The organism is Rhodococcus globerulus NBRC 14531, from assembly GCF_001894805.1.
GTDB lineage: Bacteria > Actinomycetota > Actinomycetes > Mycobacteriales > Mycobacteriaceae > Rhodococcus_F > Rhodococcus_F globerula.
Genome location: NZ_BCWX01000005.1, coordinates 209,214 through 232,212 on the forward strand (window position 1 = coordinate 209,214; position 22,999 = coordinate 232,212).

Consider the following 22,999-nt stretch of genomic DNA (forward strand, 5'->3'; position numbering starts at 1 on the left):
TGCAAGTATTAACGATCGGAATCACATGTGTCCTCCAACACCAACTATTCGCGAGGCGGAAGAATATCGGTCTGTGCCGGCACCTGATCTTGGCGCAATAGTCCTACCGGGCAACTGACTCCCGTGGCATGCACTGGGCAATATCCGCCGGGGTTTTTTGCAAGATATTGCTGGTGATAGTCCTCGGCATAGAAGAAATCACGCAGCGGACCTATTTCCGTCGTAATTGCGCCATAACCGGCGTCAGTCAATCGTTTGCCGAATGCAAGTGCAGATGCGTGCGCGATCTGTTCCTGATCTTCGGAAGTCGTGAAAATCGCGGATCGATACTGCGAACCTTGGTCGTTTCCTTGACGCATCCCCTGCGTCGGATCGTGGTTTTCCCAGAAATGAGCCAGGATCTGCTCGTACGAAATGACGGCCGGATCAAAGACGACGAGAACTACCTCGGTGTGCCCGGTGCGTCCCGAGCAGGTTTCCTCGTATGTGGGATTGGGGGTGTATCCGCCCGCATATCCGGCAGCGGTGCTGTAGACGCCCGGAAGCTGCCAGAACTCCTTCTCCGCACCCCAGAAACAACCCATACCGACGACGACGGTCTGCAACCCCTCGGGGAACGGCGGCGTCAGCGGATGCCCGTTCACGTAATGCGCGGCAGGCACTGGCATCGCGGTCTCACGTCCTGGCAGTGCGTCCTGCGGACTGATCAGGGTGGATTGTGCGGACGCTCGCCCCAGAATGTCGTCGTACCAGCTCATTCTTTGATTCTACGCGTGAGCGCTTGTTCCGCCATGCCGTGACGGCTCGGGCACCTGGCAGTTCGACCCAGCGATAGCCGAATTCCGCGACGACCGCCGTGACAACAAGAAAGAGGCCGAAGGCGAGCGTCGGACCGACGTGGGGGGTCGTGTTCTCGACGACGCGATACAGAATCAGCGTGTGGACGAGGTAGATGATGTAGCTCCGCGTCGACAACCACTTCACGAACGCCCAGCGCGTCGGGCCGCCGTCGTAGCGGCCGATGAGGACCACCGCGGCGGCTACGACGGTGATGGTCCACAAATAGTTCTCACCGGCCCAGTAGACGCGGAACTCGGTGGCCACGAGGATCACGTGAATCTGCGCCAGAACGGCGACGATCAGCCATCGCCCCGGCGCCAGCCGCGCCCACGCGAGGTACATGATCTGTCCGAGGAAAACCGCCGGGAGTGTCGCCGCGATCTTCGAGAGCATCGGAACGGTGTACGGCATCGGTGCGTAAATGTTGTAGAGCAACACCAGCGAACACAGCGCTGCCCCGCCGAGCGGCATGATGACCGGCCGCATCCGCAGAATCGGCCGCATCGCCACGCAGGCAAGGTAGAACAGGAATTGGACGGTCAACGTCCAGGTCACACCGAGAACAGCCACTTCGGGCGTGAGAAAGAACCCGCCGAGGAAAAAGCTCATCAACGCCTGGGTATTCGAAATACCGTCCTGGCCACTGAACATGCCGTTGATACCGAGACGAACCAACAGGATGGCAATCGCAATTGCCACCCAGAATGCCGGTACCAGTCGACTCAATCTGTTGGTCAGGAATTTGCCCGGCCGATCACGTATCGCGGACCGAGTCACCAGGGCGCCGGTCAACATCATGAACGTCGCGACTCCGACAAAAGACAGGTGCTGATTTAGCTGAGCCGGTTCGATCAAGGCGCCGTACACGACGTCGATCAGCCACCAACCGGAGCCGAGATCGTCGATGACGTAGAACGAGATGTGGGAGTAGATCACCGCCGCAACAGCGAGTGCGCGCAGCAGGTCAGCGCCCGGAAGGTACACCCGAGGCGGTGCCGCCTCTGATGACTCCGGGAGAAAAACTGGTGCGGGCATCGAGCAAGTTTAAGGTTCCGTTCACCTTTACGACGAATTTCCGGATGCCCCAATGTCCGAGATCACGCAGTTTTCGGTTACCCGAACTTTATTGTCAGGGAATGACTACCTGAGCTGAACTGTTGCAGACCGTGTACGAATGTTATTGGGTGGATACCCAAGATTGATCCGCAATCCAAGCACCATACTCTCGAAGAAGCAGGGCTCACGGAGCCCGCAAAGAAGGGACCCTCGTGTCTGTTTACACGCTGCCGGAACTCCCCTACGACTACGCAGCCCTCGAGCCGCACATCTCGGGCAAGATCATGGAGCTGCACCACGACAAGCACCACGCGGCATACGTCGCCGGCGCCAACGCTGCACTCGAGAAGCTGGCCGAGGCTCGCGAGAACGACACCATCGCCGCGCAGGCCAACCTGCTCGAGAAGAACCTGGCTTTCCACCTCGGTGGCCACACCAACCACACCGTTTTCTGGAACAACCTCAGCGCTGACGGTGGCGACAAGCCCGAAGGCGAACTCGCCGCAGCGATCGACGACAACTTCGGTTCGTTCGATCTCTTCCGCGCACACTTCTCCGCGAACGCCAACGCCATCCAGGGCTCCGGCTGGTCCATCCTCGCGTGGGATTCCATCGGCGCACGCCTCGTCATCGTCCAGCTCTACGATCAGCAGGGCAACATCTCCATCGGCCTCACGCCGCTGCTGATGCTGGACATGTGGGAGCACGCTTTCTACCTCGATTACCAGAACGTCAAGGGCGACTACGTCAAGGCATTCTGGAACATCGTGAACTGGAACGACGTCACGGCACGCTTCGAGCGCGCTCGCACGCAGACCGCAGGCCTGATCGTCTAGTCACGTTCTTCTTGCTCTACGCGGCGGCGCTCCTTCACCAGGGGCGCCGCCGTTTGCGTCAGCAAGGCACCAGCAAGAAGGGCCGTCGCCACGCCGAACATCAAAGCGATTGTGCGCGAATCCGATCCACTTCCCGGCGCAGGCGTTTGATTCACCGCCACAGGATCGGACAGCACCGACATCAGTTGAACCTGCTGCGGAGTGGTCAACGCCGGCAGCCCGGATTTTGCGGTGTCCAACCCGGTCACCAACGACGTCGCAACCGACTTGAGAGTCCCGAACCCCTGGGTGATCTGAGTGGTCACATCTTCGAGCATCTGCGGAGCCTGGTCTGCGATCGGAATCAAACCGTCACTCAATTGACCGGCAGCGCTGTTCAATTGCGCACTGGCGCCCTGCAATTGGCCGACGGCAGTACGCACCAAATCGCCGAGCGCCGTATCGGGGCCCACCGACCCACCCAACATCGACGGCACCGCGTTCAATTGCGCAGTCACGGCGCCCAAGTCGGTACTCACGCTCGCCAATTGCGCCGTAATATCCTGCGGCACCGGCAATCCACTCAACGCACCGGTCAGCGAATCGATGCGCGACTTGAGATCTGCGGTGGACGACGACGCTTCACCCAACGTCAAGCCGAGCGAGTCTGCGCGCGTGGCCAATTCCTCCGCCGACCCGGCAGCCTGATCCACGACGCCGGAAACCTGCTCCGCGACACTCGTCAACTGCAACGAACCCGCGCGCGCTGTTTCCAGGTACGGCAGGATCGTGTCTGCCCCGGCCTTCACCTGGTCGATCGACTTCTCGGCGCCGGCTGTTCCCGCCACCAGCATCTGCGCGGTCACAAGATTTTGATCGAATGCCCGACGAGCAGCGGACGTCTGGGACATCAAACCCTTGATACCGTCGGCACTGACCTGCGCCGACACCGCGCTGGTCAGCGCCACCGCCTGCGCTCCGCCAGAGCCCTGAACCTCGAGGTCGATACTTGCCTGCTGAGGATCCGGGCCCAGCATCGAGGCAACCGCCTCACTGAAATTCTCCGGCACGGTGAGGGTCGCAAAATAGTTACCGCCGGGGCTGTCCACGACGTGGAATTCGAAGTCTTCACTCGCGCTCAGTGTCTCGACCAGCGTGTCACCGGCGCGTAGTTCCTCGCCGTCCAGCATGGTTCCGGCATCGGTGTTGACTATCGCAACTGTCCGCGAGTTGTTCTCGCTGCCCGAGAACCACACCCAGCCCGTACCGGCCACCGCACCCACCACAACAGCTGCCAAACCACCCACCGCCAGCCGTCGACCAAGTAGCGACGGCTGGCGGTGGGTGTTTTCGGTGTTGTTCGCGGTGCTCATGGCCGAGACGATAGATGGCGATCTTGTAGAAATACTGAGAGTTACCTCAGCCGGCGATCACCGGATCGTCCGCCAGCGCATCCGTCCTGGCCTGCAACCGCGTCCTCATCGTCTCTACCTCGGCGGCAAGAGCCTCCTCCGTCAAACCGTCACTGAGCGGAATCGACGACGCGACATCGTCCAGAATTCCCAGCGCGCGGCCACTCGAGAAGAGCTGCTCGTACAGTTCGCGGTACGCCGTGTCATAGGTCTCGGTGAAGGCCGTCGACGCGAGGAACCGTTCCTTCAGTTGGTTGCCTCCCATTCCGCCGCCCATGCCCCCGCCCATGGCCCCGCCGGGCGCCTGCTCGGCGCCTTCCTGTCCAGCAGCCGACTCTCCCGCACCCATCTGTCCTGCGCCCATCTGTCCTGCACCGCGCGCTGCACGACCGGGGGGCATTGCGCCTTCTGTCATTGCGCCCTGCGGTGCGGCGCCGTCCGTCGCGACTCCCTGCTGAGCGCCGCCGCGCATACCTCCACCTCCCATGCTGATCGAATCATGCGGTCCCGCTTCGGAATTACCGCTCAGCGCCATGTTGAGATCCCACGCAACAACGGAGATTTTCTTCGACTCGAGGTCGTACCACAGATAGTAGTTCTTGCCCGGCCCCGCCATGTCATCACCGTTCACCAGAAGATTCTGCGTCGCAACGTATCTGGCGAAGGAATCGACGTCGACCCAGTTTGCGAGTTCTGAGTCGAACTGCTCATCGGTCGCCGAATCCAGCCACTTCAGGAAGCTGATGATCGGCTGAAGGTCCTGCGACCCTTCAGCATTGATCTGCTTGAACTGGTCGACGTAGGTCGTCTGGTCGTCACCTTGATAGGTGAAGCTCGAGTTGGCATCGGCCTTGTAGAGCACTCCGTCACTGTCGAACAGTGAGTTCGCATAGCCCTCGTCTGGATGCTCGAGTATCAACCGCGTCTGGGTTTCGGAGCCGTTCACCGAGTACACCGCATAGCTGTATCGCTGTGTTGGCTGGCCGGATTCAGCGGTGAGCGACAGCGCCATCGCCTCGTTCAGCACTGGGCTTCCCGGCCGGATCGACAGCTGTGTCATACCTTGGTAGGCCCGCCCGGACACATTCTTGTCAAAGCTGATCAGGAAAGGCAGAGACGCCGGATCATCGGCTGACAGGCTGACCATGCCGCCGCCCCCGCCACCCCACTCGGGTGCGGCTGCGCCATCAGGTATCACCGCACCGCCAGGAACTACTGCCCCATCAGGAACCACTACACCGTCCGGGATTTGCATCCCGCGTCCGCCGGATTCAGTACTACTCAGGCCACGAAGCGTGGAGTTGCCTTTGAGACGCAAGCCGACATCGGTGACCAGGGTGCCGTCGATCGTGATGTCGGCCTCGATCCACTCCTTCTCACCGTCGGTTGCGTAAGCATCGATCATCTTGTCGTAGTCGGATTCGCTGAACTCCACACTGAAGGTGTGTTCAACCGATGCGTCGAAGAAATCAACTGAGCCCGTGATGTTCTCGGTAACCTGCGACGCGATGACCGTGGCGTCGCCGGTTATGTACGGACGCACCCGAGTCTGACCGAATACGCCGGCAAGCACAGCCACAAACGCGACGAACGCAGCAGCCAACTTCCAATGCTGACGCAGAGGCGTTGGCACCCTGTGGATCAGCCGCCTACGGGGTGCAACCGGCGCTGCATTCTCGCCCATCAGATATCAGTCTGGTCGTAACCGGTCAGGACTGTGACTCGCTGGCCGGAGTTGACGCCACTAAGTGCCGAGATCAGTTCTGCCGGTTTCTTACCCGGCTTCAGTTGGGCGGTGTAATACAGCTCGGTGAGAGCACCCGAACGTACCGATTCGGTGGACACCAGTTCGAATTCCTTGGTGTAATCGATCAGAATGTCTTCGACCAGTGCGGTGTATCCGGGCTCCGGGGGAACCTGGACCTTCACGACCTGACGTTGCACGTCGAGCTTGAACATGTTGAATTTGCTCATCAGGACCAAGACCAGGCAGATGGCGATGGTTGCGGCAATTGCCAGGAGGTAAAACCTTGTACCCGTGGTCATTCCGATTGCCATGACGAGGAAGATGAAGCCCACGTCGCGAGTTTCCTTGATCGCGTTGCGAAATCGCACCACGGAGAGCGCGCCGACGAGCGCAAACGCCCGTGCGACGTTCGATCCGACAACCAGCATGATGAGGCTGATGACCATGCCCACCATCACCAATGTCTGCACGTACGACTGACTGTACGAAACGTTCTTGTGCGTCAATCGGTACACGTAGCCGATGGTCGCGGACAGCACGAAGGAAAGTGCAAGCGAGACAATGATGTCGAAGGTCGAAAAGGTGCCGCTGAGATCTTGTAGATCGAAATTCATTTACAGTCCTGATGTGACGAGGGAGCTCTCGAATGGAATCGAGGGCGTGAGCAGTTCTTCACGGGCATGCAGGCGCGAGCGCGGCGCCATCCCGAAGGCTTCGACGCTCTGGCAGTATTTGGAGATTCGCACGACGGACATGTCCATCCGTGCTGCCATATCCGTAACCCAATAAGGCACACGCTCATTGGCTTTGATCTCCACGATGCACAGGTGCGGTGGAATGATGAAGCGATTCTGCGCTTCGGCCGCGAAGTGGAAGTCGCGATCTCGGCCGTGAATTTTGTGATCGATGGTCACCCGCAAGCCGAGGTCGGCGTCGATACCGACAAACGCTTCACGCAGATATCCGGTCGTGACCGACGGCCGGAGGTCGAGATTGCCGATCAGCGTGGACACTTCGTTGACAAAGGGCTGCGCCGTTCTGTCCACGTCGATGTCGCGTCGGCCGTCACACAATTGCCGCGCAACATCGTAGGAAACCTGAACGCGCCGCTTCTGAGTCACACGATTGACCCGTTGCTTGATCTCGACGTACACAGGCGTCTCGTCAACTGCGTCGGACGGGCGACCGTACAGGCGAATTCGGAGTTTCCGGCGAAACTTGAGTCCTTCGATCTTTTCCCAGTAGAAGCGAAGGCTCTGTGTGTCGTAGTACAGGCTGGTCACCGGGTATCCACCGATCGGCGAATTCACATCGGAGTCCATGTGTGCATTCAGTTCCTCGCGCAATGCGGGAACGTCTCGTTCGTGGGCTAGATACTTGATCTCATACCGGTTGAACGCATGGAGCGAACTAGCCGTGCGCAGAGATCGTTCGGGCGTTCCCAATGACGTGGCCTTTCTTCGTCGACTGGGAAACAGTCCACTCCACCAGGCTTTGGTAATCCTGGAGTAAAGCTGCCAAGTTGCTGTCAATCTCGAAGAAAGGTTGCGTCAACCTGAAGTTGGCTCGGTGTTCACCCGGGACTGCTCTTCAGGCGGCTCCTCGTCCACTTCCGGTTCCTCGACAGCATCTGGTGGCTTTGCAACCTCTTTCGGACCACTGATCAAGATGTCGGCCCACCGGGTAGACGGATCGATGTCGAGCAGGACGGCTTTCACCAGAAGTGAGAGCGGAATAGCCAGCAGCGCACCGAGCGCGCCCAACACCCACGACCAGAAGATGAGCGAGAGGAAGGTCATCGTCACCGACAGACCAACGGCGTCACCGACAAACTTGGGTTGGATAATGGACTGGATGACGAAGTTGATCACGGAGTACACGACGATCACCCACACCATCAACCATGGTCCGCCCTCGAGGAGTCCGAGCAGTGCCGGCGGGATCACACCGATCACAAATCCGATGTTCGGGATGTAGTTGGTGATGAACGACAACAACGCCCACAGAATCGGCAAGGGGATCCCCATCAACCACAGCGCGCCGCCGTCCAGCACCGCGACGATCAGACCGAAGACGGTGGACACCACCAGGTACTTGCGGGTTCCCTTGGCAAAAGTGGAAAGAGCGTAAGAGATTTCAGGGCGCTCTTCGGCCAGGATATGCAGTCTCGACCGGATACTCATGCCGTCGAAGGCCATGAACAGCAGTAGCGCCAAAATGAACACGAGGTCCGAGAACACGCCGAGTAGGCCCTCGAGAGCTGTCTCGACCACTCCCAAAACCTTGGTGAGATCGATACTGCTGACCGTGTTTTGGATCTGCTCGGTATCAACTCCGAAGCTGGCCAGACTACTTCGAGCCTCGTCCAGGAGCGCACCCATCTTGTCTGAGTACTCCGGCAGGATCGTGGCCAATTGAGCAGTCGAGACAACCAACGACGCGGCCAAGCCGATCAGGATCAAATACACCGTGACCAGGGCGCCGAGCATGCCGAGCCACTTCGGCCAGCTGTGCTTCTGCGCCCAATCCTGAATCGGCTGAACGGCAACGGTCAGCATCAAGGCCAGAAATACAGGACCGAGAATTCCACTGAAGCCCTTCATCCCGGCAACCGCGACCACTGTTGCGGCAGCGCCGAGCAGCACGATCAGCCCGCGCGGAATCGACCAATGTTCGCTGCCTGTGACAGTCGGTGCCGGGGCGGGGACGGGAACAGGAGCGGGAGCCCGCTTAGAGAACACCAGCTTCCTTTGCCCGACTCCTGATCTGGAACGCACCGACGATCATCAGAATGCCGAAGAATATTGCGTACCAACCAAGCAACCAGGTCAACCCGATGATGCCTTCACCAGGGAAGATGAGCAGGATTATTCCGAAGATCACGGCCAGCACCGACGCGGCGAGTAGCCATCCCCACCCGGAGCCCGACAAGCCCTTGAGCTTGAAAGATCCGACCACGCCGAGGATTCCGAACAGGATGGCGTAGAACGCGATGATGTACAGCAGTACCACCGCAGTGATTCCGGGCCATACCAATGCGACAACACCGGCTGCCACCGAGACCACGCCTGTGAAGACGAACCATCCCCATGAACTGAGATGCGCTCGGTCGCGGATTGCCCGCACCAGGGTGACCACACCGTCCACGATGGAGTAGATACCGAAAACGAAGACCAAGGCCACCACGGTTATTCCCGGCCACACGAGGGCGATGATTCCGAAAATCACGCCGAAGATTCCACGGACCAGGATCATCCACCAGATCTCTTTGCCGTACAACACAAACGGGTTCGTTGCGACCATCAGTAGCCTCCGAGCATTTCAGTTCGTCGGACGAATACCCGGTGCCGTCCACGATCCCGAGAGCACCGAAGCCTTGGGCCAATACAGTCGCAAGAATACGTTGAATCCGTCTGCCGGGCTGGGTAACCAGTTCTTTTCCTTCGAGCCGCCGGGAGACTCGTGCTGAATGTAGATATTCAGGGAGCCGTCGTCCTCGAATCCCAAGTCACTTCGGTCACCGATGGCGTATCGATCAATCGGATTGTCCACGAAGAACTGTCGCTCGTTCATCATTGTCAGCGACCAGAAACCTTCGACCGGCGGAAGCTCGTCCTCGTCGAAGTGCAGTACGTAGTTCTTCTCCCCGGTCAGGGCATTACCGTCGATGTCAGTGGTGGCATGCGGGTACACGGCGTCCGCGTCGAGGTTGGCGCCGAATCCCAGCCATACGATCAAAGCCCGCTGCGCATAGTGCGTTCCGTAGTGCCCCAACCCGCGGTGCATGGTCCAGCCGTTCTTCGGGGAACTTTCGGCGTCGGCCGCGATCGTGTGCAGCAGGTCCATGCCGCTGCGTGCGGCGCGGTCCAATGCGTCGCGCACTTCGGGTGGCCGCGACGCCCACGCGAGTCCCGACCCGATTCCTATGTCGCCGAGCTGCTTCATGATCTCGGAATCCTCGGGACGCGGTGGATTGTCGTCGAGTAACGCGTCGAGTGCGGTGAAGAACGCCTGTCCGTCCATCGCGGCAACCTGGTCGACCGGGGGTGTGAACGTATCGACTGTCGGGTCGAGCGAGCCTTCGGGCGCCGTGTATCCCGCCTTGTTGTCCGTCCACTGCGACAGTGGTGTCAGCCGGGTTCCGTCCTGCAACGTGTGTACTGCGGCGAGGTCGGTGCCGCCCGATGTGGCGTAGCGCGCCACTATCCAATTCATCGCCGTCGGCGAGCGGAGAAGCGTCGTACCCCGCGGCACTTCGCCTTTCCATGTCGGACCCGCCACGACGTACGGTCCGCCGGTACGACCTACCGTGCGGGAACCGGGCACGGTGAAGACATCGCTCCACGCGTCGAGAATCGGGACCAGCCAGTACCTCGTCCCGAAGTCCGGCAACGTCAGGACCTGCGGTTCGGTCCGCAGGTCCAACCACGCCGACGAGTAGAGAGTGTCCGCGTTGGGTGAGACCACATCCGTGAACGACGCATCCGGGGTTTCCCGCGCGTACGCAAACTGGTTGAGCGGCGCTTTCATGCCCTGTGGTGTCGCCGTTGCCGTCATCACGTCCCGTGAGACCGCCGCGATCAACAGTGGATATCCGAATATCCAGGCCTGCGTTGCCAAATCATCCAACGACGAGCGCTTCGAGGCAGTCATGCCCGGTGAATACCACCGCCCTCACCTGCGCAAACCACCGCCGGCACCTGCGCTCATCACCGCTGGCACTCTCCTACTCTTGTGTGCCAGCAGTGTTTAGGCGCATATTTTAGCTACCCAACGACGTGTGCCGGATTTACCTGTCATCACCTCGGGGAGGAACAGAGATGAATAGAAATGAAGCGATAGGCATCTCACCGTTCCAGTCGGCCGGAGCGTTGCAGGGTTTTGTCATTTCGGGGCGTTGGCCCGACACCACCAAAGAATGGGCGCAACTGCTCGCATTGGCTGTGCGGGTCGCGTCACTCCCCGGTCTGTTGCCCACCTCGACGGTTTTCGGCGTGCGCGAGGACGTCCCGGACGATCCACAACCGGGCACTGTGGGATTGGTGATGGCCGAAGGTCCGGTTCTCGGAGATTTTGCTCTGCCACCTGGGCGTTTTTCCGAGCATCAACCGCCGGCGCTGATCATGCTGCACCCACCCTCCGAAACGACTCCCAGCCTGCCGGAATGTGAGGGCAGCGCCTCTGGGTGTGTCCTGCTTCCAGGACTGCCGTACCTCGGCTTGGACCATCGCGCGGCCTGGGTGGAAGCCGAGGCCGACGGGACGGTCGTCTCGATGATCAGCCGGGTAGGCATCGATCCGATCAGCGATCCCGACACCGCAGTTTTGGCAATGCTCCTTGCCTGCTGACGGTAACGGTAAGCGATAAGTTCGGGCTCCCAAACTTGCTGTGCGCTTTGCCAATTCGTGAAACGCAGGCTAACCTCGGTAACAACGAAGGGGAGTAGCCCCCAATCGCCTGTGTCGACATACTGGTTCAACGCGTTCCGCCTGGTGCGGATCGCGAAGCACCCGGCCTGGCGAACCGAAGGTTTCTGACCTCGGTGGGCGAGACCTTCGGCCGGACAAACGCACCCGTTGCGTCTGTCCAGGCCGGAGGCCCCATATTTCCTCCGACCGATACGGACCGGAGGAGTTAATCTTGCTAGCCGCAATACTTTTGAGCTTCGGCGTTATCTTCGTCGCTGAACTCGGCGACAAATCCCAGCTGATGGCAATGACATTTGCCCTGCGCTATCGCTGGTGGGTTGTTCTCGGCGGAATCACCGTCGCCACCACCCTTGTTCACCTGGTGTCAGTGGCTGTCGGCCACTACCTGGGCGTCGCACTGCCCACGGCGGCAATTTCCATCGTCGGCGGTATCGCCTTCCTGGTCTTCGGCCTCTGGACCCTGCGCGGTGACGATCTCACCGAGGACGAGCAGAACAAGGCCGGACGCGTCACCCGCTCAGCCTTCATCGCTGTCGCGTCGGCCTTCTTCCTCGCAGAACTCGGCGACAAGACCATGCTCGCCACCATCACCCTTGCGACCGACAACGACTGGATCGGCATCTGGATCGGATCGACCGTCGGCATGGTGGCGGCCGACGCTCTCGCCATCATCATCGGCTCGGTGCTGGGCAAGCACCTCCCGGAGGGATTCATCAAGATCGGTGCCGCGGTGCTGTTCTTCGTCTTCGGTGTCTGGCTGCTGCTCGACGGTATTTTCCCGGACTCGTCCGCCGGCATCATCGGCGGCGGAGTTGTCCTGGCAATGTCCGTGGTGGGTGCGCTGGCCCGGATGGTCTGGAAGCGCACCCATCCGAAGCCTCCTTCAGAGCTTGGCTCTGATCTCCTGCGCGATCGGCTGGAACTGCTCGAGGAAGGTAAGCGCCCAACCGAATGAGGCGACGCCCTCGTAGTCGAACGAGTACACCTGATCGTTCTTGACGGCGCGCAGACGCTGGAAGATGGTGTCGTTCGCCAACTTCTCGTTGATGGGACCCTTACCACCGTTGGTGATGATGACGTCGGCTTCGTCGAGTAGCTCCAACTGCTCCTTCGGGAACCACTCGTTGCTGCCGGCAGGAATTGCGAGTGAGCGGTCGTTGAACTGGAACCCGGCCTCGCTGATGACCGTCGTCTGATACTTGGTCGGCGAGTACAGCGAGAAACCACTCTCCTCGAAGTACGTGGTGTAGACGACCTTCACCTTGCTCAACACGTCAGCATTGTCGCTGCGGAACTTCGCGATCCGCGCCTCGTACCGGTCTGCCAACTCTTGAACCTTCGCACTCTGGTTGAGTGCGTCCGCGACCCCGAGGGCGCGCTCCTTCCACGCGTACTGGCCGTCTTCGGCAAAAACTGCGGTCGGTGCAATCGACCGAATCTGCTCGTAAAGATCCGGGTCGTTCTCCGAAAGGAGGTTGGTCATCACGATCAAGTCGGGAGACAAAGCCGCTATCGCCTCGGCGTTGGGCTCGTACCAGCGTCCCACCTTCGGAAGAGACCGCAGGGCAGACGCATACGGTTCCGGGACGCCGTCGGCGTTCTCGTAGTCGACCGGCAACCCGACAGGTGTGAATCCGGCGTCGAACATCGCGGGGCCCGTGTAGTAATCGGCGCTGACCACCCGCTGCGGATTAACGGGTACCTCCACCTGGCCGTTGACGGTGGTGATCGTGCGCGTCTCGCCCTCGGCCGTTTCGCCCGAACTGGTTCCGCAGGCGGTAAGCAATCCGATCCCGGCTAAGGCACCGGCCCCGAGGAAACCTCGCCGGGTGAGTGCGGCGGTGATGCGAGCGAATTCGGCATCGGTATCGAGTGTCGGCAGCAGAAGTGATGTCATTAAGTGTCCTGACAGTAACTGAAATTAGGGTGACCTAAAAAATATCCTCACCTGCGGGGTTACGGTGAAGAGTATCGGTCAAGGGTTGTCTCTTTCACGCCACAGACAACTGGTCTGACCACTTGACCTCTTGCCAGAAGGTGGCCTATCGTCAGTACATGTTCCAACCCGTTGCACGTACCTCGGCTTCCGGCGCAGTGTTCGACCAGATTTCGGTGAAAGTGCTGGCCGGAGAGCTTGCGGCGGGCGAAAATCTCCCCAGCGAGCGCAAGCTCGCCGAGGCGTTCGGCGTCTCGAGGCCCGCGGTCCGAGAGGCAATTCAGAAGCTCGCCCAAGCGGGACTAGTCGAGGTCCGCCAGGGCGAATCGACGTCAGTGCGTGATTTTCGACGCCAGGCCGGACCCGAGCTTCTCCCCCAATTGCTGATACGCGACGGTGTCCCCGACCTGGCCGTGGTGCGCAGTGTCCTGGAAACTCGTGAGTTGATGGGACCGCAGATCGCGGTGTTTGCCTCCCGTCGCATCTCCGAGGAATCTGCCCGAGAACTCGACACGGCCGTGGATCAACTAGGCGCCACCGAAGATCCGGTAGAGCTGCAAGACCGCGCTCTGGCGTTCTGGGACGTCGTCGTCGACAGCGCGGATTCCATTGCCTTCCGTTTGATCTTCAACAGCCTGCGCGCTGCATACGAACCGGCCATGACTGCACTTGCCTCCGTCATGGTCGCCGAAGTCGGCCAGACCGACCTGTATCGAAAACTGGCCTCCGCCATCACTTCACACGACGAGTCAACTGCCGAGGCGTCAGCCGCACAGCTCCTTCACACCGGCACGACGGCAATCGGCGACGCTCTCACCTTCCTGGAAGGACTGAAACCATGAGCAAGCCCATCACTCTCGCCGATGCCGCACGAACGTTCCGCAAGTCACCGACGCCGTGGATGATCGGCACCATGTTGGTGGCTGCAGCGTCGACGCGCATCGCGCTGGGCGACTGGCAGATCACCGACGCACTTGTTCCGCTCGTGATGCTTACCGCATTCCCCTTCGTGGAGTGGATCATTCACGTCTTCGTTCTCCATTGGAAGCCGCGGACCATTGCCGGCGTCACCCTCGATTCACGCCTGGCGCGCAGCCATCGGGAGCACCATTTCGCCCCGCGAACCGTCTCACTCATCTTCATTCCGTGGCAGACGCTCCTGATCGTGATTCCCGTCCTGACCGCTGTCGCACTCCTGGCGTTTCCCCGCGTCGAACTCGGCCTGACCTTCCTGACCTGTATTTCCGTACTAGGTCTCGGCTACGAGTGGACTCATTTCCTCATCCACAGTGACTACAAGCCGAAAACTGCTCTCTACCGGTCGGTTTGGCGCAACCATCGCAACCATCACTTCAAGAACGAGCACTACTGGTTCACCGTCACCACCGCGGGAACGGCCGATCGCGTACTGGGCACGTACCCCGATCCCAAATCCGTCGAGACATCCCCGACGGCCAAGAACCTGCACGGCACCGCGTCGAAGCTGTGAAGAAACGCCGATTCCTGGCCCCCAGCTGGCAATGAACTTGAACTTGACTGTGTATCAGCGATTTTCGTTGAAACCCACTCGAACCGTGCTTAGTGTCGATGGAGTCAGAAGTTCGAAAAACGCTGTAACCGAAGGACACAACACATGTTCAACGATGTATTTAACAACGTCATCCACCCGATGGTCACGAACTTCCAGCAGTTGGGTCCCCAGCAGTTCATTCCCCAGCAGTTCATCCCTCAGGGCCTGTTCCAGCAAGCGCCGCAGGCCGCAGAGCAGGCTGTGACGATCTTCGGTAGCTGATACCGCAATCCACAGATAGCGCCACTCAGGGGTCGTCCGTCCAATATGCTGGACGGACGACCTGAGTGCCTCCGCCTGACAAGGATCCCCATGAGCCCCAACACCCCCGTCCACGCATTCACCGATGACGCCCTGGGCGATCTCGACGCCACCGGCGTCGCCGCCCGGATCGAATCAGGCGAGGTGACCGCACGGGAGGTCATGGAGGCGTCGATCGCGCGCGCCGAGGCAGTGCAGGGGCAATTGAACGGTCTGGCCTGCACAGACTTCGATCGCGCCCTCGCCAGGAGCAACCGGCCGGCCACGGGCATCTTCGCCGGCGTCCCCACCGCGATCAAGGACAACACCGACAGCGCCGGCCTCCCCACCCAGCAGGGCAGCACCGCCTTCACCGCAGTCCCCGCCAAGGCTGACAGCGATTTCGCGAAGCAGTTCCTCTCCACCGGGGCCATTTCGATCGGCAAGACCCGACTGCCCGAGTTCGGATTCAGTGCGTCCACCGAGTACATGACGGAAGAACCCGTGCACAACCCGTGGAACCCGGCCTACTCGTCGGGCGCTTCCTCGGGTGGCGCTGCCGCACTGGTTGCTGCCGGAGTCCTCCCGATCGCGCACGCCAACGACGGCGGTGGATCGATTCGCATTCCCGCCGCTGCCTGCGGACTGGTCGGACTCAAACCCACTCGCGGCCGTACCATCGCCGATCCGGCCGACAAGTCGATGCCGATCCGGCTGATCGCTCAGGGCGCCGTCACCCGCACGGTTCGCGACACTGCACGATGGATGTCAGCGGCCGAAAGTTACTACCGCAATCCACGACTCGCACCGGTTCGCCTGATCGAAGGACCGAGTTCCACACGATTGCGCGTCGGTGTGATCACCGATTCCGTGACGGTCACCAAGACCGACGACGAGACACGCAAGTCCGTCGGAGCTACGGCTGAACTCCTTGCAAGCCTTGGCCATCACGTCGAGGACGCGGCATTGCCCGTCGGACCGGAATTCATCGACGACTTCAGCATCTACTGGGGCTTTTTGTCGTTTGCCATCTCCACCGGTGGCAAACAGATGCTCGGGCCTGACTTCGACAAGTCAGCGACCGACAACCTCACGAAGGGCCTCTACACGCTGTACCGGAAGAACCTGGTGAAGACGCCGCGCGTGCTCTACCGCCTGCGACGCCTCCAGCAGCAGTACAGCGCCATGTTCTTGAAGTACGACGTCGTGCTCTCGCCTGCTCTGGGGCACACCACCCCCGAGCTCGGATACCTTTCTCCTGCTCAGCCTTTCGAGGAACTCTTCGACAAGTTGATCGCGTACACGTCGTTCACGCCGCTGAACAACATCTCCGGTGGTCCCGCGATTTCGCTACCGATGCACCAGACCAGCAATGGTTTGCCGTTGGCTTCGCATTTCTCCGCCGATCTCGGCGACGAGCGCACACTCCTCGAATTGGCCTTCGAACTGGAAGAGGCTCAGCCCTGGAGAAGAATCCAGGACTGAGCCCCACCCGATAAATACCCTCAGTCTCGTGGCAATCCGAGCATGCGCTCACCGATCACGTTGAGCTGCACCTCGGTTGTGCCGCCGTAGATGGTGGTGGCACGGCCCGAAATGAGCTGCTCCATCGCCTTGTCGCTTGGCTGACCTGGGATACTGACCGCTCCGGCAGCACCCAGTTCGGCGACGACGAACTCGGCGATCGACTGGCTGATCTTCATCGCCAACAGCTTGCCGACGCTCGACGTCGTACTCACGTCGATTCCCGAAAGTTGCTTGAGCACAACGCGGGAGCCGATGAGGTCGATCGCCTGGCTCTCGGCCACCAGCTCACCGACGCGGTAGCGTCCGATCGGGCTCAGGTCTGCTGACTTCGCGAACTTCAGTAGATCGGAGTCCGAGGCGTACGCCTCCATCTTCTGGCTCAGGGCGACGCGCTCGCCGGCCAGCGTCGTACGTGCAACGTTCCAGCCGTCGTTGACCTCGCCGACCACGTTCTCGTCGGGGATGAACACGTCGTCGAGGAACACCTCGTTGAACAACGCCGAACCCGTCATCTCACGCAGCGGGCGAACAGTGATGCCCGGTGTCGACATGTCCAGGACGAAGTACGTGATGCCCTGATGCTTCGGCTTGCCGGCGTCCGTACGGGCGATCAGCATTGCCCAGTCGGAGAACTGCGCAACCGTAGTCCAGATCTTCTGACCGGTGATCTTCCAACCGCCGTCGACCTTTTCGGCCTTCGTGGACAATGACGCGAGGTCGGAACCAGCACCGGGCTCACTGAAGAGCTGGCACCACACCAGCTCACCCTGCAGGGTCGGTACTGCCAGTTCCTGCTTCTGCTTGTCCGAACCATGCGCTACGACGGCCTGCACGGCCCAGGTGCCCATCAGGAGCTGCGGCATCGAGATACCCGCAGCCTTGATCTCCTGGGAGATGACGATCTGCTCGAGCGGAGCAGCGCTGCGCCCGTACGGCTTCGGCAGGTGAGGCTGAACCCAGCCGCCGTCGCCGAGCGCGATCAGCTGGTCGTCCTCGTCGAGCTCGACCAACTTGGCAAGCTCGGCCGCGATGCCGCCGCGGATCTCCTCTGCCTCGGGCGGCAGTTCGAGAACCGAAGCCCGGCTGACACCGTCAAGTGCCTGCTGCGCAACACGGTTGGCGCGATCCTCGCGAGTACCGAGAATGCCGCGGATCGAGAGTGCGCGACGGTAGTACAGGTGCGCGGCGTGCTCCCACGTGAATCCGATGCCGCCGTGGACCTGCACACAATCCTGAGCTACCTGCACTGCGGCGTCCGGCACGATGACTGCGGCGATATCGGCGGCAAAATCTGCCGTGTCGTCGCCCTTGTCCAATGCGCTTGCCGCATCCCACACAACGGCGCGTGCCTGCTCGAGTGCAATGCCCATCTGCGCACACTTGTGCTTGACGCCCTGGAACTGGCCGATGGGTCGCCCGAACTGCACACGGGTCTTGGCGTACTCCGACGCAGTGGAAACACACCAGGACATGACGCCGACGTCTTCGGCACCGAGAACGACTGCGGCAATGGACCGTACCCGCGCCTCGGTGAGACCGTCGAGTATCCGTTCGGCGCCGATCTGAACATTGTCAGCTTCGATCCGCGCACTGCCGCGCAGCACGTCGATGCTGTCCTGCACGGTGATCGCGACTGCGCTGCTCTCGAGCACCGCGTAGCGGACACCCTCGGGCAACTGGATCGGGACCAGCAGCACGTCGGCGTGTTCACCACCGAGCACACCGTCGAGTGCGCCCGTGATCTTGTATCCACCGTCCGACGACTCGGCCGTCAACGGTGCACCCAAGGCGACTGCTGCTGTACGACTTCCGTCGATCAGGCCCGGCAGAAACTCGGGTCCCGCCTTGGAATCAGCGGCGCCGAGAACGGCGCTTGCCAATACTGTCGGAACAAACGGGCCGGGAGAGACAGTGCGGCCCAATGCTTCCAGTGCCACCGCCAAGGTCAGCAGACCGGCGCCGTGACCACCCTGTTCTTCCGGAACCGCGAGCCCGAGAAGGTCCTGCCCGACCAGGGCCGTCCAGAACTCGGGGAACTTGTCCTCGGTCCTCGACTCCACCGCCGCGCGCACCTGCTCGGTAGTGATGGTGCGCTCGGCGAATGACCGCACCGAATCTGCGAGTGCGGTGTGCTCCTCACTCAGCCCGAGGCCGAGTTCGTATGCGTTGCGTGCCATGCGCTTACAGACGTTCGGCGAGGTCGGCGGTGGTCCAGGGACCCTCGCTCTCGATGGTGTTCACACCGTGCCAGCCGGCGAGTTCCGTGATAGCACCACCCTGAACGGCGTACACCTTGCCGGTCAGCTTGCAGTCCGCTGCCGCTAGATAGGCCACCAACGGGGAGATGTTGGACGGCGCAAACGCGTCGAACTCACCCTCGGGGACCTCGGCGGCGAACAACGCGCCCATACCGGGTGTCGCCAGCGTCAGCCGAGTACGCGCGATCGGCGCAATAGCGTTGACACGCACACCGTATCGATCGAGCTCGTCAGCGGCCACCAGAGTCAGGGCTGCGATGCCCGCCTTGGCGGCGCCGTAGTTGCCCTGGCCCGCGTTGGGCATGAAGGTACCCGAAGCCGAAGCGGTGTTGATGACCGAAGCGTTGACGGTCTCGCCTGCCTTGCTCTGGTCCTTCCAGTACGCGGCAGCGTGGTGCAGCGTCGCCGCATGACCCTTGAGGTGCACGGCAATGACTGCATCCCACTGGCTCTCGTCCATACCGGCGATGAAGGCGTCACGAAGAATGCCGGCGTTGTTGACCAGTACGTCGAGTCGGCCGAACTCGCTGACGGCCTGCTTGACGAGGCCCTCGGCGCCGTCCCAGGTGGCGATGTTGTCGGTGTTGGCAACGGCCTTGCCGCCTGCAGCGACGATCTCGTCGACTACCTGCTGCGCGGGGCCGGCATCTGCACCCGAACCGTCGTTTGCTCCGCCGAGATCGTTGACCACGACGCTCGCACCCTCACTGGCGAAGAGCAGCGCATGCTCACGGCCGATGCCGCGTCCTGCTCCGGTGATGATCGCTACGCGACCGTCGAGACTTCCCATCAGTTCAGATTCCCATCAGTTCAGTTGTCGGACATGAAGACTCATTTGTCGGCGATGACCGCGAGGCCGTCCTTGATGACGAGGTCGCCGACCGCGCTGGTTTCGTACGAGTACGACGTGGCTCCGTCTGCCGAACCCGACTTGTAGAACACCGTCTCGATGTCCTGTGTCGGGAGTACGGGTTTCGCGAATCGCACTGCGAGACGGCGCAACCGCTCGGTCTCTCCGCCCGCCAGTTCGGTCAGGGCTCCCCACGACGTGAACGCCATCGTGCACAGTCCGTGGTTGATGATTCCGGGGAGACCGGACATCCGAGCGATCTCCTCGTCGAGGTGGATCGGCATCGGATCGCCGGAAGCCGGTGAGTACCGGAACGTCTGGTCCTCGTCGATATGCTGGTTCATCACCGCTGCGGGACTACCCGCGCGAAGAGCGTCGTCGAATCGGTGTTCGGGAGCCTTCTCACCCAGGCCGGGGCCTGCGTCGACCTTGCGGAAGAAGGCCGTCATCCACTGCTCGTTGACCAATTCACCCTTGTCGGTTTTTGTTTCGACGTAGATGACGACGGTGGATCCGTTGTCCCGGCCCTCGAATCCGATGGGCTTGGCACGAGCGACCAGATGGTCACCGGGGTAGATCGGACGGTGGAACAGGAAGTCCTGCTCACCGTGAACGAGCTTCATCAGCAGTTCGACCGGCGCCACCGACAGCGCAGCGGGTGCCATCGACATGAAGACGGGTACCACCGCGAAGACCGGTGGAGCGATCTCGCCTTTCAGGTGTCGCTCGATGGGATCGTTGGTGGCAGCGGCGTATTCGGCGATGCGCTCGGCTGTCACCTCGAAGTGCTCCGGATCGGTCCATACGTCCAGCCCGGACGTATCGAATTCGACCGCGTTGGTCTTCGGTGTTGTCATTGAGCCGTTACCCGACCAGCTCGGCGAACTTAGCCAGCGAGGCCTCGAGATCAACCTTGGCGTTCTTGGCAACTGCCTTGCCGATCGGCCCGACGATCATGGTGCCCTTGAAGCTGGCGTCGACGGTTGCCTTCGAACCCGCACCGTCGGCCTCGACCGAGAGAACGAATTCGACGGTGACGCCGGCCATTCCGGTACCGGCGATCTTGACCATCTTCGGAACCTCTACCTCTTCGACGGTCCACTCGATCTTGTTTGCCATACCCATCACGGAGACGACCTCGGTGAACTTGGCGCCCAACGCAACCTGGGTGGGGAGTTCACTCTTCCAGCCCTGGTGAATGGTGAGCCACTCTTCCCAGCGAGACAGGTCGGAGAGCGCATCCCAGGTCTTCTCGGGGGATGCGGGCAGTACAGCGGAGACGGAAACGGAAGCCATGATGAAACTCCTAGTGGGTAGCTAGCGGGTTGTGGGTGTGATTCAGCGTGCGTAGGGCTTGTATGCGGTCACGACAACTGCGCCGCCGAGTCCGATGTTGTGCTGGAGAGCGACCTTCGCGCCGTCGACCTGACGCTTGTCGGCGGTTCCGCGGAGCTGCCAGGTGAGTTCGGCGCACTGTGCGAGGCCGGTTGCGCCGAGGGGGTGACCCTTGGAGATGAGGCCGCCGGACGGGTTGACCACCCAGCGTCCGCCGTAGGTGGTGTCGTCGGCGTCGACGAGCTTGCCGCCGTCACCTTCTGCGCACAGTCCGAGCGCCTCGTAGGTCAGCAACTCGTTGGTGGAGAAGCAGTCGTGGAGTTCGATGACGTCGACGTCGTCGGCGGTGATCCCGGCCTGCGCGTACACCTTCTCAGCGGCCTTACGGGTCATGTCCGCGCCGACGAGGCTGATCGCGCTCTTGTCCTCGAAGGTGCTGTTCATGTCGGTGACCATGGCCTGCCCGACGATCTCGATCGCCTGAGCAGCGAGTCCGTGCTTCTCGACGAATGCTTCGCTGGCGATGATCGCCGCGCCGGATCCGTCCGAGGTAGGCGAGCACTGGAGCTTGGTGAGCGGCCCGTGGATCTGGCGTGCTTCGAGGATCTGCTCGAGGGTGTACTCGTCCTGGAACTGGGCGTACGGGTTATTCAGTGAGTGCTTGTGGTTCTTGACGGCGATCTTCGCGAACTGCTCTGCAGTGGTCCCGAAGCGTTCCATGTGCTCGACGCCCGCGGCGCCGAACATGTACGGAGCGGGCGGCATCGCGAACTCCTGCAGCTCGGCGAGAGCGAGGAGGTGCCGCATGAGTGGCTGTTCACGGTCGTCGTAGGTGGATCCGAGGGACCCGGACTGCATCTTCTCGAAGCCCAGCGCCAGTGCGCAGTCGGCCTGACCGCTCTTGACTGCCTGCGTGGCGAGGTAGAGCGCGGTCGATCCCGTCGAACAGTTGTTGTTGACGTTGACGATGGGGATGCCCGTCAGACCCAGCTCGTAGACAGCCCGCTGACCTGCGGTGGACTCGCCGTAGACGTAGCCGACGTATGCCTGCTCGACCTCGGTGTAGTCGATACCCGCGTCTTCGAGCGCCTTGGTACCCGACTCGCGTGCCATGTCGGGGTAGTCCCACTCGCGGGCTCCCGGCTTCTCGAACTTCGTCATGCCGACGCCGACGACAAAAACCCTGTTACTCATTGCCACTCCTGAGGAGAACGGTATCTGTGTGTGACACGCTGTCCCACCAAAGTATGTGAGACATCTTGTCCAGTCAATGGCCGGGTGAGTATCGTTCGATTTATGACAAAAACAGCCGAGTCGGCGCAGCCCGACGGGCGCAGCACTCGCTGGAACGATCACAAGGAGCAGCGCAAAGCGCGGATCCTCGACGCAGCACTCGATGCAGTCAACGAAGGTGGCGCCGATGTCGGCGTCCAGCAGATCGCCGAACGTGCCGACGTCCCCCGTTCCGTTGTCTACCGGATCTTCAAGGATCGAGCCGACCTCGACGAGCAGCTGCGAGTCCGCATCCTCGAGATGATGATGACCGACCTGACACCCACCCTCACGCCACAGGGCACGGTCGGCGAGGCCATCTCACGGGCAGTCGAGACCTACCTTCAATGGATTGTGAAATACCCACGACTGCACCACTTTTTAGGCAAGGGCTCGCCGAGCACCCGAGCTACCGGTTCGAAAGTGGTGACCGGAACCAAGACAGCCATCGCCGTCCAGTTGGGAAACCTGTTGGGTGCGATCCTCGCCAGCCGCGGCAAACCGTCGAAGATGGCAGAGCCCTTGGCTTTCGGCGTCATCGGCTTGGTCGACGTCAGCGTCAATCGTTGGCTCAGCCAACCCGGTTCCGACGTGTCCGGCACTGAATTGGCCGAGTTCCTCGAGCTTTCCATCTGGCAGGTTCTCGACGGAAATCTGCGACGGATGGGTGTGGACATCACTTTGGAGACGCCGATATCGGAGTTGTAGGCAG

The 22,999-nt window shown here is 61.2% G+C and carries 23 protein-coding genes; 8 read left to right on the top strand and 15 right to left on the bottom strand.

Annotation, left to right across the window (positions count from 1 at the left end; translation table 11 throughout):
* Positions 1-44: 44 nt before the first annotated feature.
* Together msrA and RG2_RS24705 are read right to left on the bottom strand one after the other, a co-directional pair.
* Complete coding sequence (gene msrA, locus RG2_RS24700; protein ID WP_033235189.1) at positions 45-758, bottom strand: peptide-methionine (S)-S-oxide reductase MsrA; 714 nt, start codon at positions 756-758, stop codon at positions 45-47.
* Complete coding sequence (locus tag RG2_RS24705) at positions 676-1,875, bottom strand: acyltransferase family protein (RefSeq protein ID WP_172936913.1); 1,200 nt, start codon at positions 1,873-1,875, stop codon at positions 676-678. Before RG2_RS24705 ends, msrA begins: the two co-directional genes overlap by 83 nt.
* 233 nt (positions 1,876-2,108) lie before the next feature.
* Between RG2_RS24705 and RG2_RS24710 the strand changes: the two genes are divergently transcribed.
* Positions 2,109-2,732, top strand: a complete 624-nt coding sequence (locus RG2_RS24710) for a superoxide dismutase (RefSeq protein ID WP_033235191.1) — start codon at positions 2,109-2,111, stop codon at positions 2,730-2,732.
* Here RG2_RS24710 and RG2_RS24715 read toward each other — a convergent pair.
* The 7 genes from RG2_RS24715 to RG2_RS24745 all read right to left on the bottom strand — a co-directional run bounded on the left by RG2_RS24715 (position 2,729) and on the right by RG2_RS24745 (position 10,523).
* Positions 2,729-4,084 (bottom strand): YhgE/Pip domain-containing protein, encoded by a 1,356-nt coding sequence (locus tag RG2_RS24715; RefSeq protein WP_033235192.1) that lies wholly within the window; start codon positions 4,082-4,084, stop codon positions 2,729-2,731. The genes RG2_RS24710 and RG2_RS24715 overlap by 4 nt on opposite strands.
* Positions 4,085-4,130: 46 nt before the next feature.
* On the bottom strand, positions 4,131-5,807 hold the full coding sequence (locus RG2_RS24720) for a CotH kinase family protein (protein WP_033235193.1): 1,677 nt from the start codon (positions 5,805-5,807) through the stop codon (positions 4,131-4,133).
* Positions 5,807-6,484: a DUF4956 domain-containing protein gene (locus RG2_RS24725; protein ID WP_033235194.1), complete on the bottom strand. Its 678-nt coding sequence runs from the start codon at positions 6,482-6,484 to the stop codon at positions 5,807-5,809. Before RG2_RS24725 ends, RG2_RS24720 begins: the two co-directional genes overlap by 1 nt.
* The gene (locus RG2_RS24730; protein ID WP_051730595.1) at positions 6,485-7,348 is read right to left on the bottom strand and encodes a polyphosphate polymerase domain-containing protein; all 864 of its coding nucleotides are present in this window, start codon (positions 7,346-7,348) and stop codon (positions 6,485-6,487) included.
* 72 nt (positions 7,349-7,420) lie between these two features.
* Complete coding sequence (locus RG2_RS24735; protein ID WP_033235196.1) at positions 7,421-8,611, bottom strand: AI-2E family transporter; 1,191 nt, start codon at positions 8,609-8,611, stop codon at positions 7,421-7,423.
* Positions 8,601-9,173 (bottom strand): HdeD family acid-resistance protein, encoded by a 573-nt coding sequence (locus RG2_RS24740; RefSeq protein WP_033235197.1) that lies wholly within the window; start codon positions 9,171-9,173, stop codon positions 8,601-8,603. The genes RG2_RS24735 and RG2_RS24740 overlap by 11 nt, the downstream gene beginning before the upstream one ends.
* A gap of 18 nt (positions 9,174-9,191) precedes the next feature.
* A complete protein-coding gene (locus RG2_RS24745; RefSeq protein WP_033235198.1) occupies positions 9,192-10,523 on the bottom strand; it encodes a DUF1254 domain-containing protein in 1,332 nt (443 codons plus the stop codon).
* A gap of 167 nt (positions 10,524-10,690) precedes the next feature.
* Here RG2_RS24745 and RG2_RS24750 point away from each other — a divergent pair, with 167 nt between their 5' ends.
* Positions 10,691-11,218 (top strand): hypothetical protein, encoded by a 528-nt coding sequence (locus RG2_RS24750; RefSeq protein ID WP_033235199.1) that lies wholly within the window; start codon positions 10,691-10,693, stop codon positions 11,216-11,218.
* A gap of 292 nt (positions 11,219-11,510) precedes the next feature.
* The gene (locus tag RG2_RS24755; protein WP_051730590.1) at positions 11,511-12,254 is read left to right on the top strand and encodes a TMEM165/GDT1 family protein; all 744 of its coding nucleotides are present in this window, start codon (positions 11,511-11,513) and stop codon (positions 12,252-12,254) included.
* On the opposite strand, the gene RG2_RS24760 is transcribed toward RG2_RS24755, so the two are convergent.
* Positions 12,183-13,196, bottom strand: coding sequence for an ABC transporter substrate-binding protein (locus tag RG2_RS24760; RefSeq protein ID WP_033235200.1), 1,014 nt, complete (start codon positions 13,194-13,196; stop codon positions 12,183-12,185). The genes RG2_RS24755 and RG2_RS24760 overlap by 72 nt on opposite strands.
* Positions 13,197-13,354: 158 nt before the next feature.
* Between RG2_RS24760 and RG2_RS24765 the strand changes: the two genes are divergently transcribed.
* The 4 genes from RG2_RS24765 (at position 13,355) to RG2_RS24775 (ending at position 16,530) form a co-directional block, all read left to right on the top strand.
* Positions 13,355-14,077 carry a FadR/GntR family transcriptional regulator gene (locus tag RG2_RS24765; RefSeq protein WP_033235250.1) on the top strand — a complete coding sequence of 241 codons (723 nt, stop codon included), beginning with the start codon at positions 13,355-13,357 and terminating at the stop codon, positions 14,075-14,077.
* Positions 14,074-14,724 (top strand): sterol desaturase family protein, encoded by a 651-nt coding sequence (locus tag RG2_RS24770; RefSeq protein ID WP_033235201.1) that lies wholly within the window; start codon positions 14,074-14,076, stop codon positions 14,722-14,724. Before RG2_RS24765 ends, RG2_RS24770 begins: the two co-directional genes overlap by 4 nt.
* A 144-nt stretch (positions 14,725-14,868) precedes the next feature.
* Complete coding sequence (locus RG2_RS31905; RefSeq protein WP_020905720.1) at positions 14,869-15,027, top strand: hypothetical protein; 159 nt, start codon at positions 14,869-14,871, stop codon at positions 15,025-15,027.
* 90 nt (positions 15,028-15,117) lie between these two features.
* Positions 15,118-16,530, top strand: a complete 1,413-nt coding sequence (locus tag RG2_RS24775; RefSeq protein WP_033235202.1) for an amidase — start codon at positions 15,118-15,120, stop codon at positions 16,528-16,530.
* Between the two features lie 20 nt (positions 16,531-16,550).
* Here the strand turns inward: RG2_RS24775 and RG2_RS24780 are convergent, their stop codons facing one another.
* The 5 genes from RG2_RS24780 to RG2_RS24800 are packed head-to-tail and all read right to left on the bottom strand — an operon-like array spanning position 16,551 to position 22,209.
* Positions 16,551-18,749 carry an acyl-CoA dehydrogenase family protein gene (locus tag RG2_RS24780; protein WP_033235203.1) on the bottom strand — a complete coding sequence of 733 codons (2,199 nt, stop codon included), beginning with the start codon at positions 18,747-18,749 and terminating at the stop codon, positions 16,551-16,553.
* A gap of 4 nt (positions 18,750-18,753) precedes the next feature.
* Complete coding sequence (locus tag RG2_RS24785) at positions 18,754-19,620, bottom strand: SDR family oxidoreductase (RefSeq protein WP_033235204.1); 867 nt, start codon at positions 19,618-19,620, stop codon at positions 18,754-18,756.
* A 41-nt stretch (positions 19,621-19,661) separates the two neighbouring features.
* Positions 19,662-20,537, bottom strand: a complete 876-nt coding sequence (locus tag RG2_RS24790) for a MaoC/PaaZ C-terminal domain-containing protein (protein ID WP_033235205.1) — start codon at positions 20,535-20,537, stop codon at positions 19,662-19,664.
* 7 nt (positions 20,538-20,544) lie between these two features.
* Entirely contained in the window at positions 20,545-20,976 is a 432-nt protein-coding gene (locus RG2_RS24795; RefSeq protein WP_033235206.1) for a type II toxin-antitoxin system Rv0910 family toxin, read from the bottom strand.
* Between the two features lie 42 nt (positions 20,977-21,018).
* Entirely contained in the window at positions 21,019-22,209 is a 1,191-nt protein-coding gene (locus RG2_RS24800) for a lipid-transfer protein (protein WP_007735955.1), read from the bottom strand.
* A gap of 102 nt (positions 22,210-22,311) precedes the next feature.
* Here RG2_RS24800 and RG2_RS24805 point away from each other — a divergent pair, with 102 nt between their 5' ends.
* A complete protein-coding gene (locus tag RG2_RS24805; RefSeq protein WP_033235207.1) occupies positions 22,312-22,995 on the top strand; it encodes a TetR/AcrR family transcriptional regulator in 684 nt (227 codons plus the stop codon).
* The last annotated feature ends 4 nt before the right edge of the window (positions 22,996-22,999 follow it).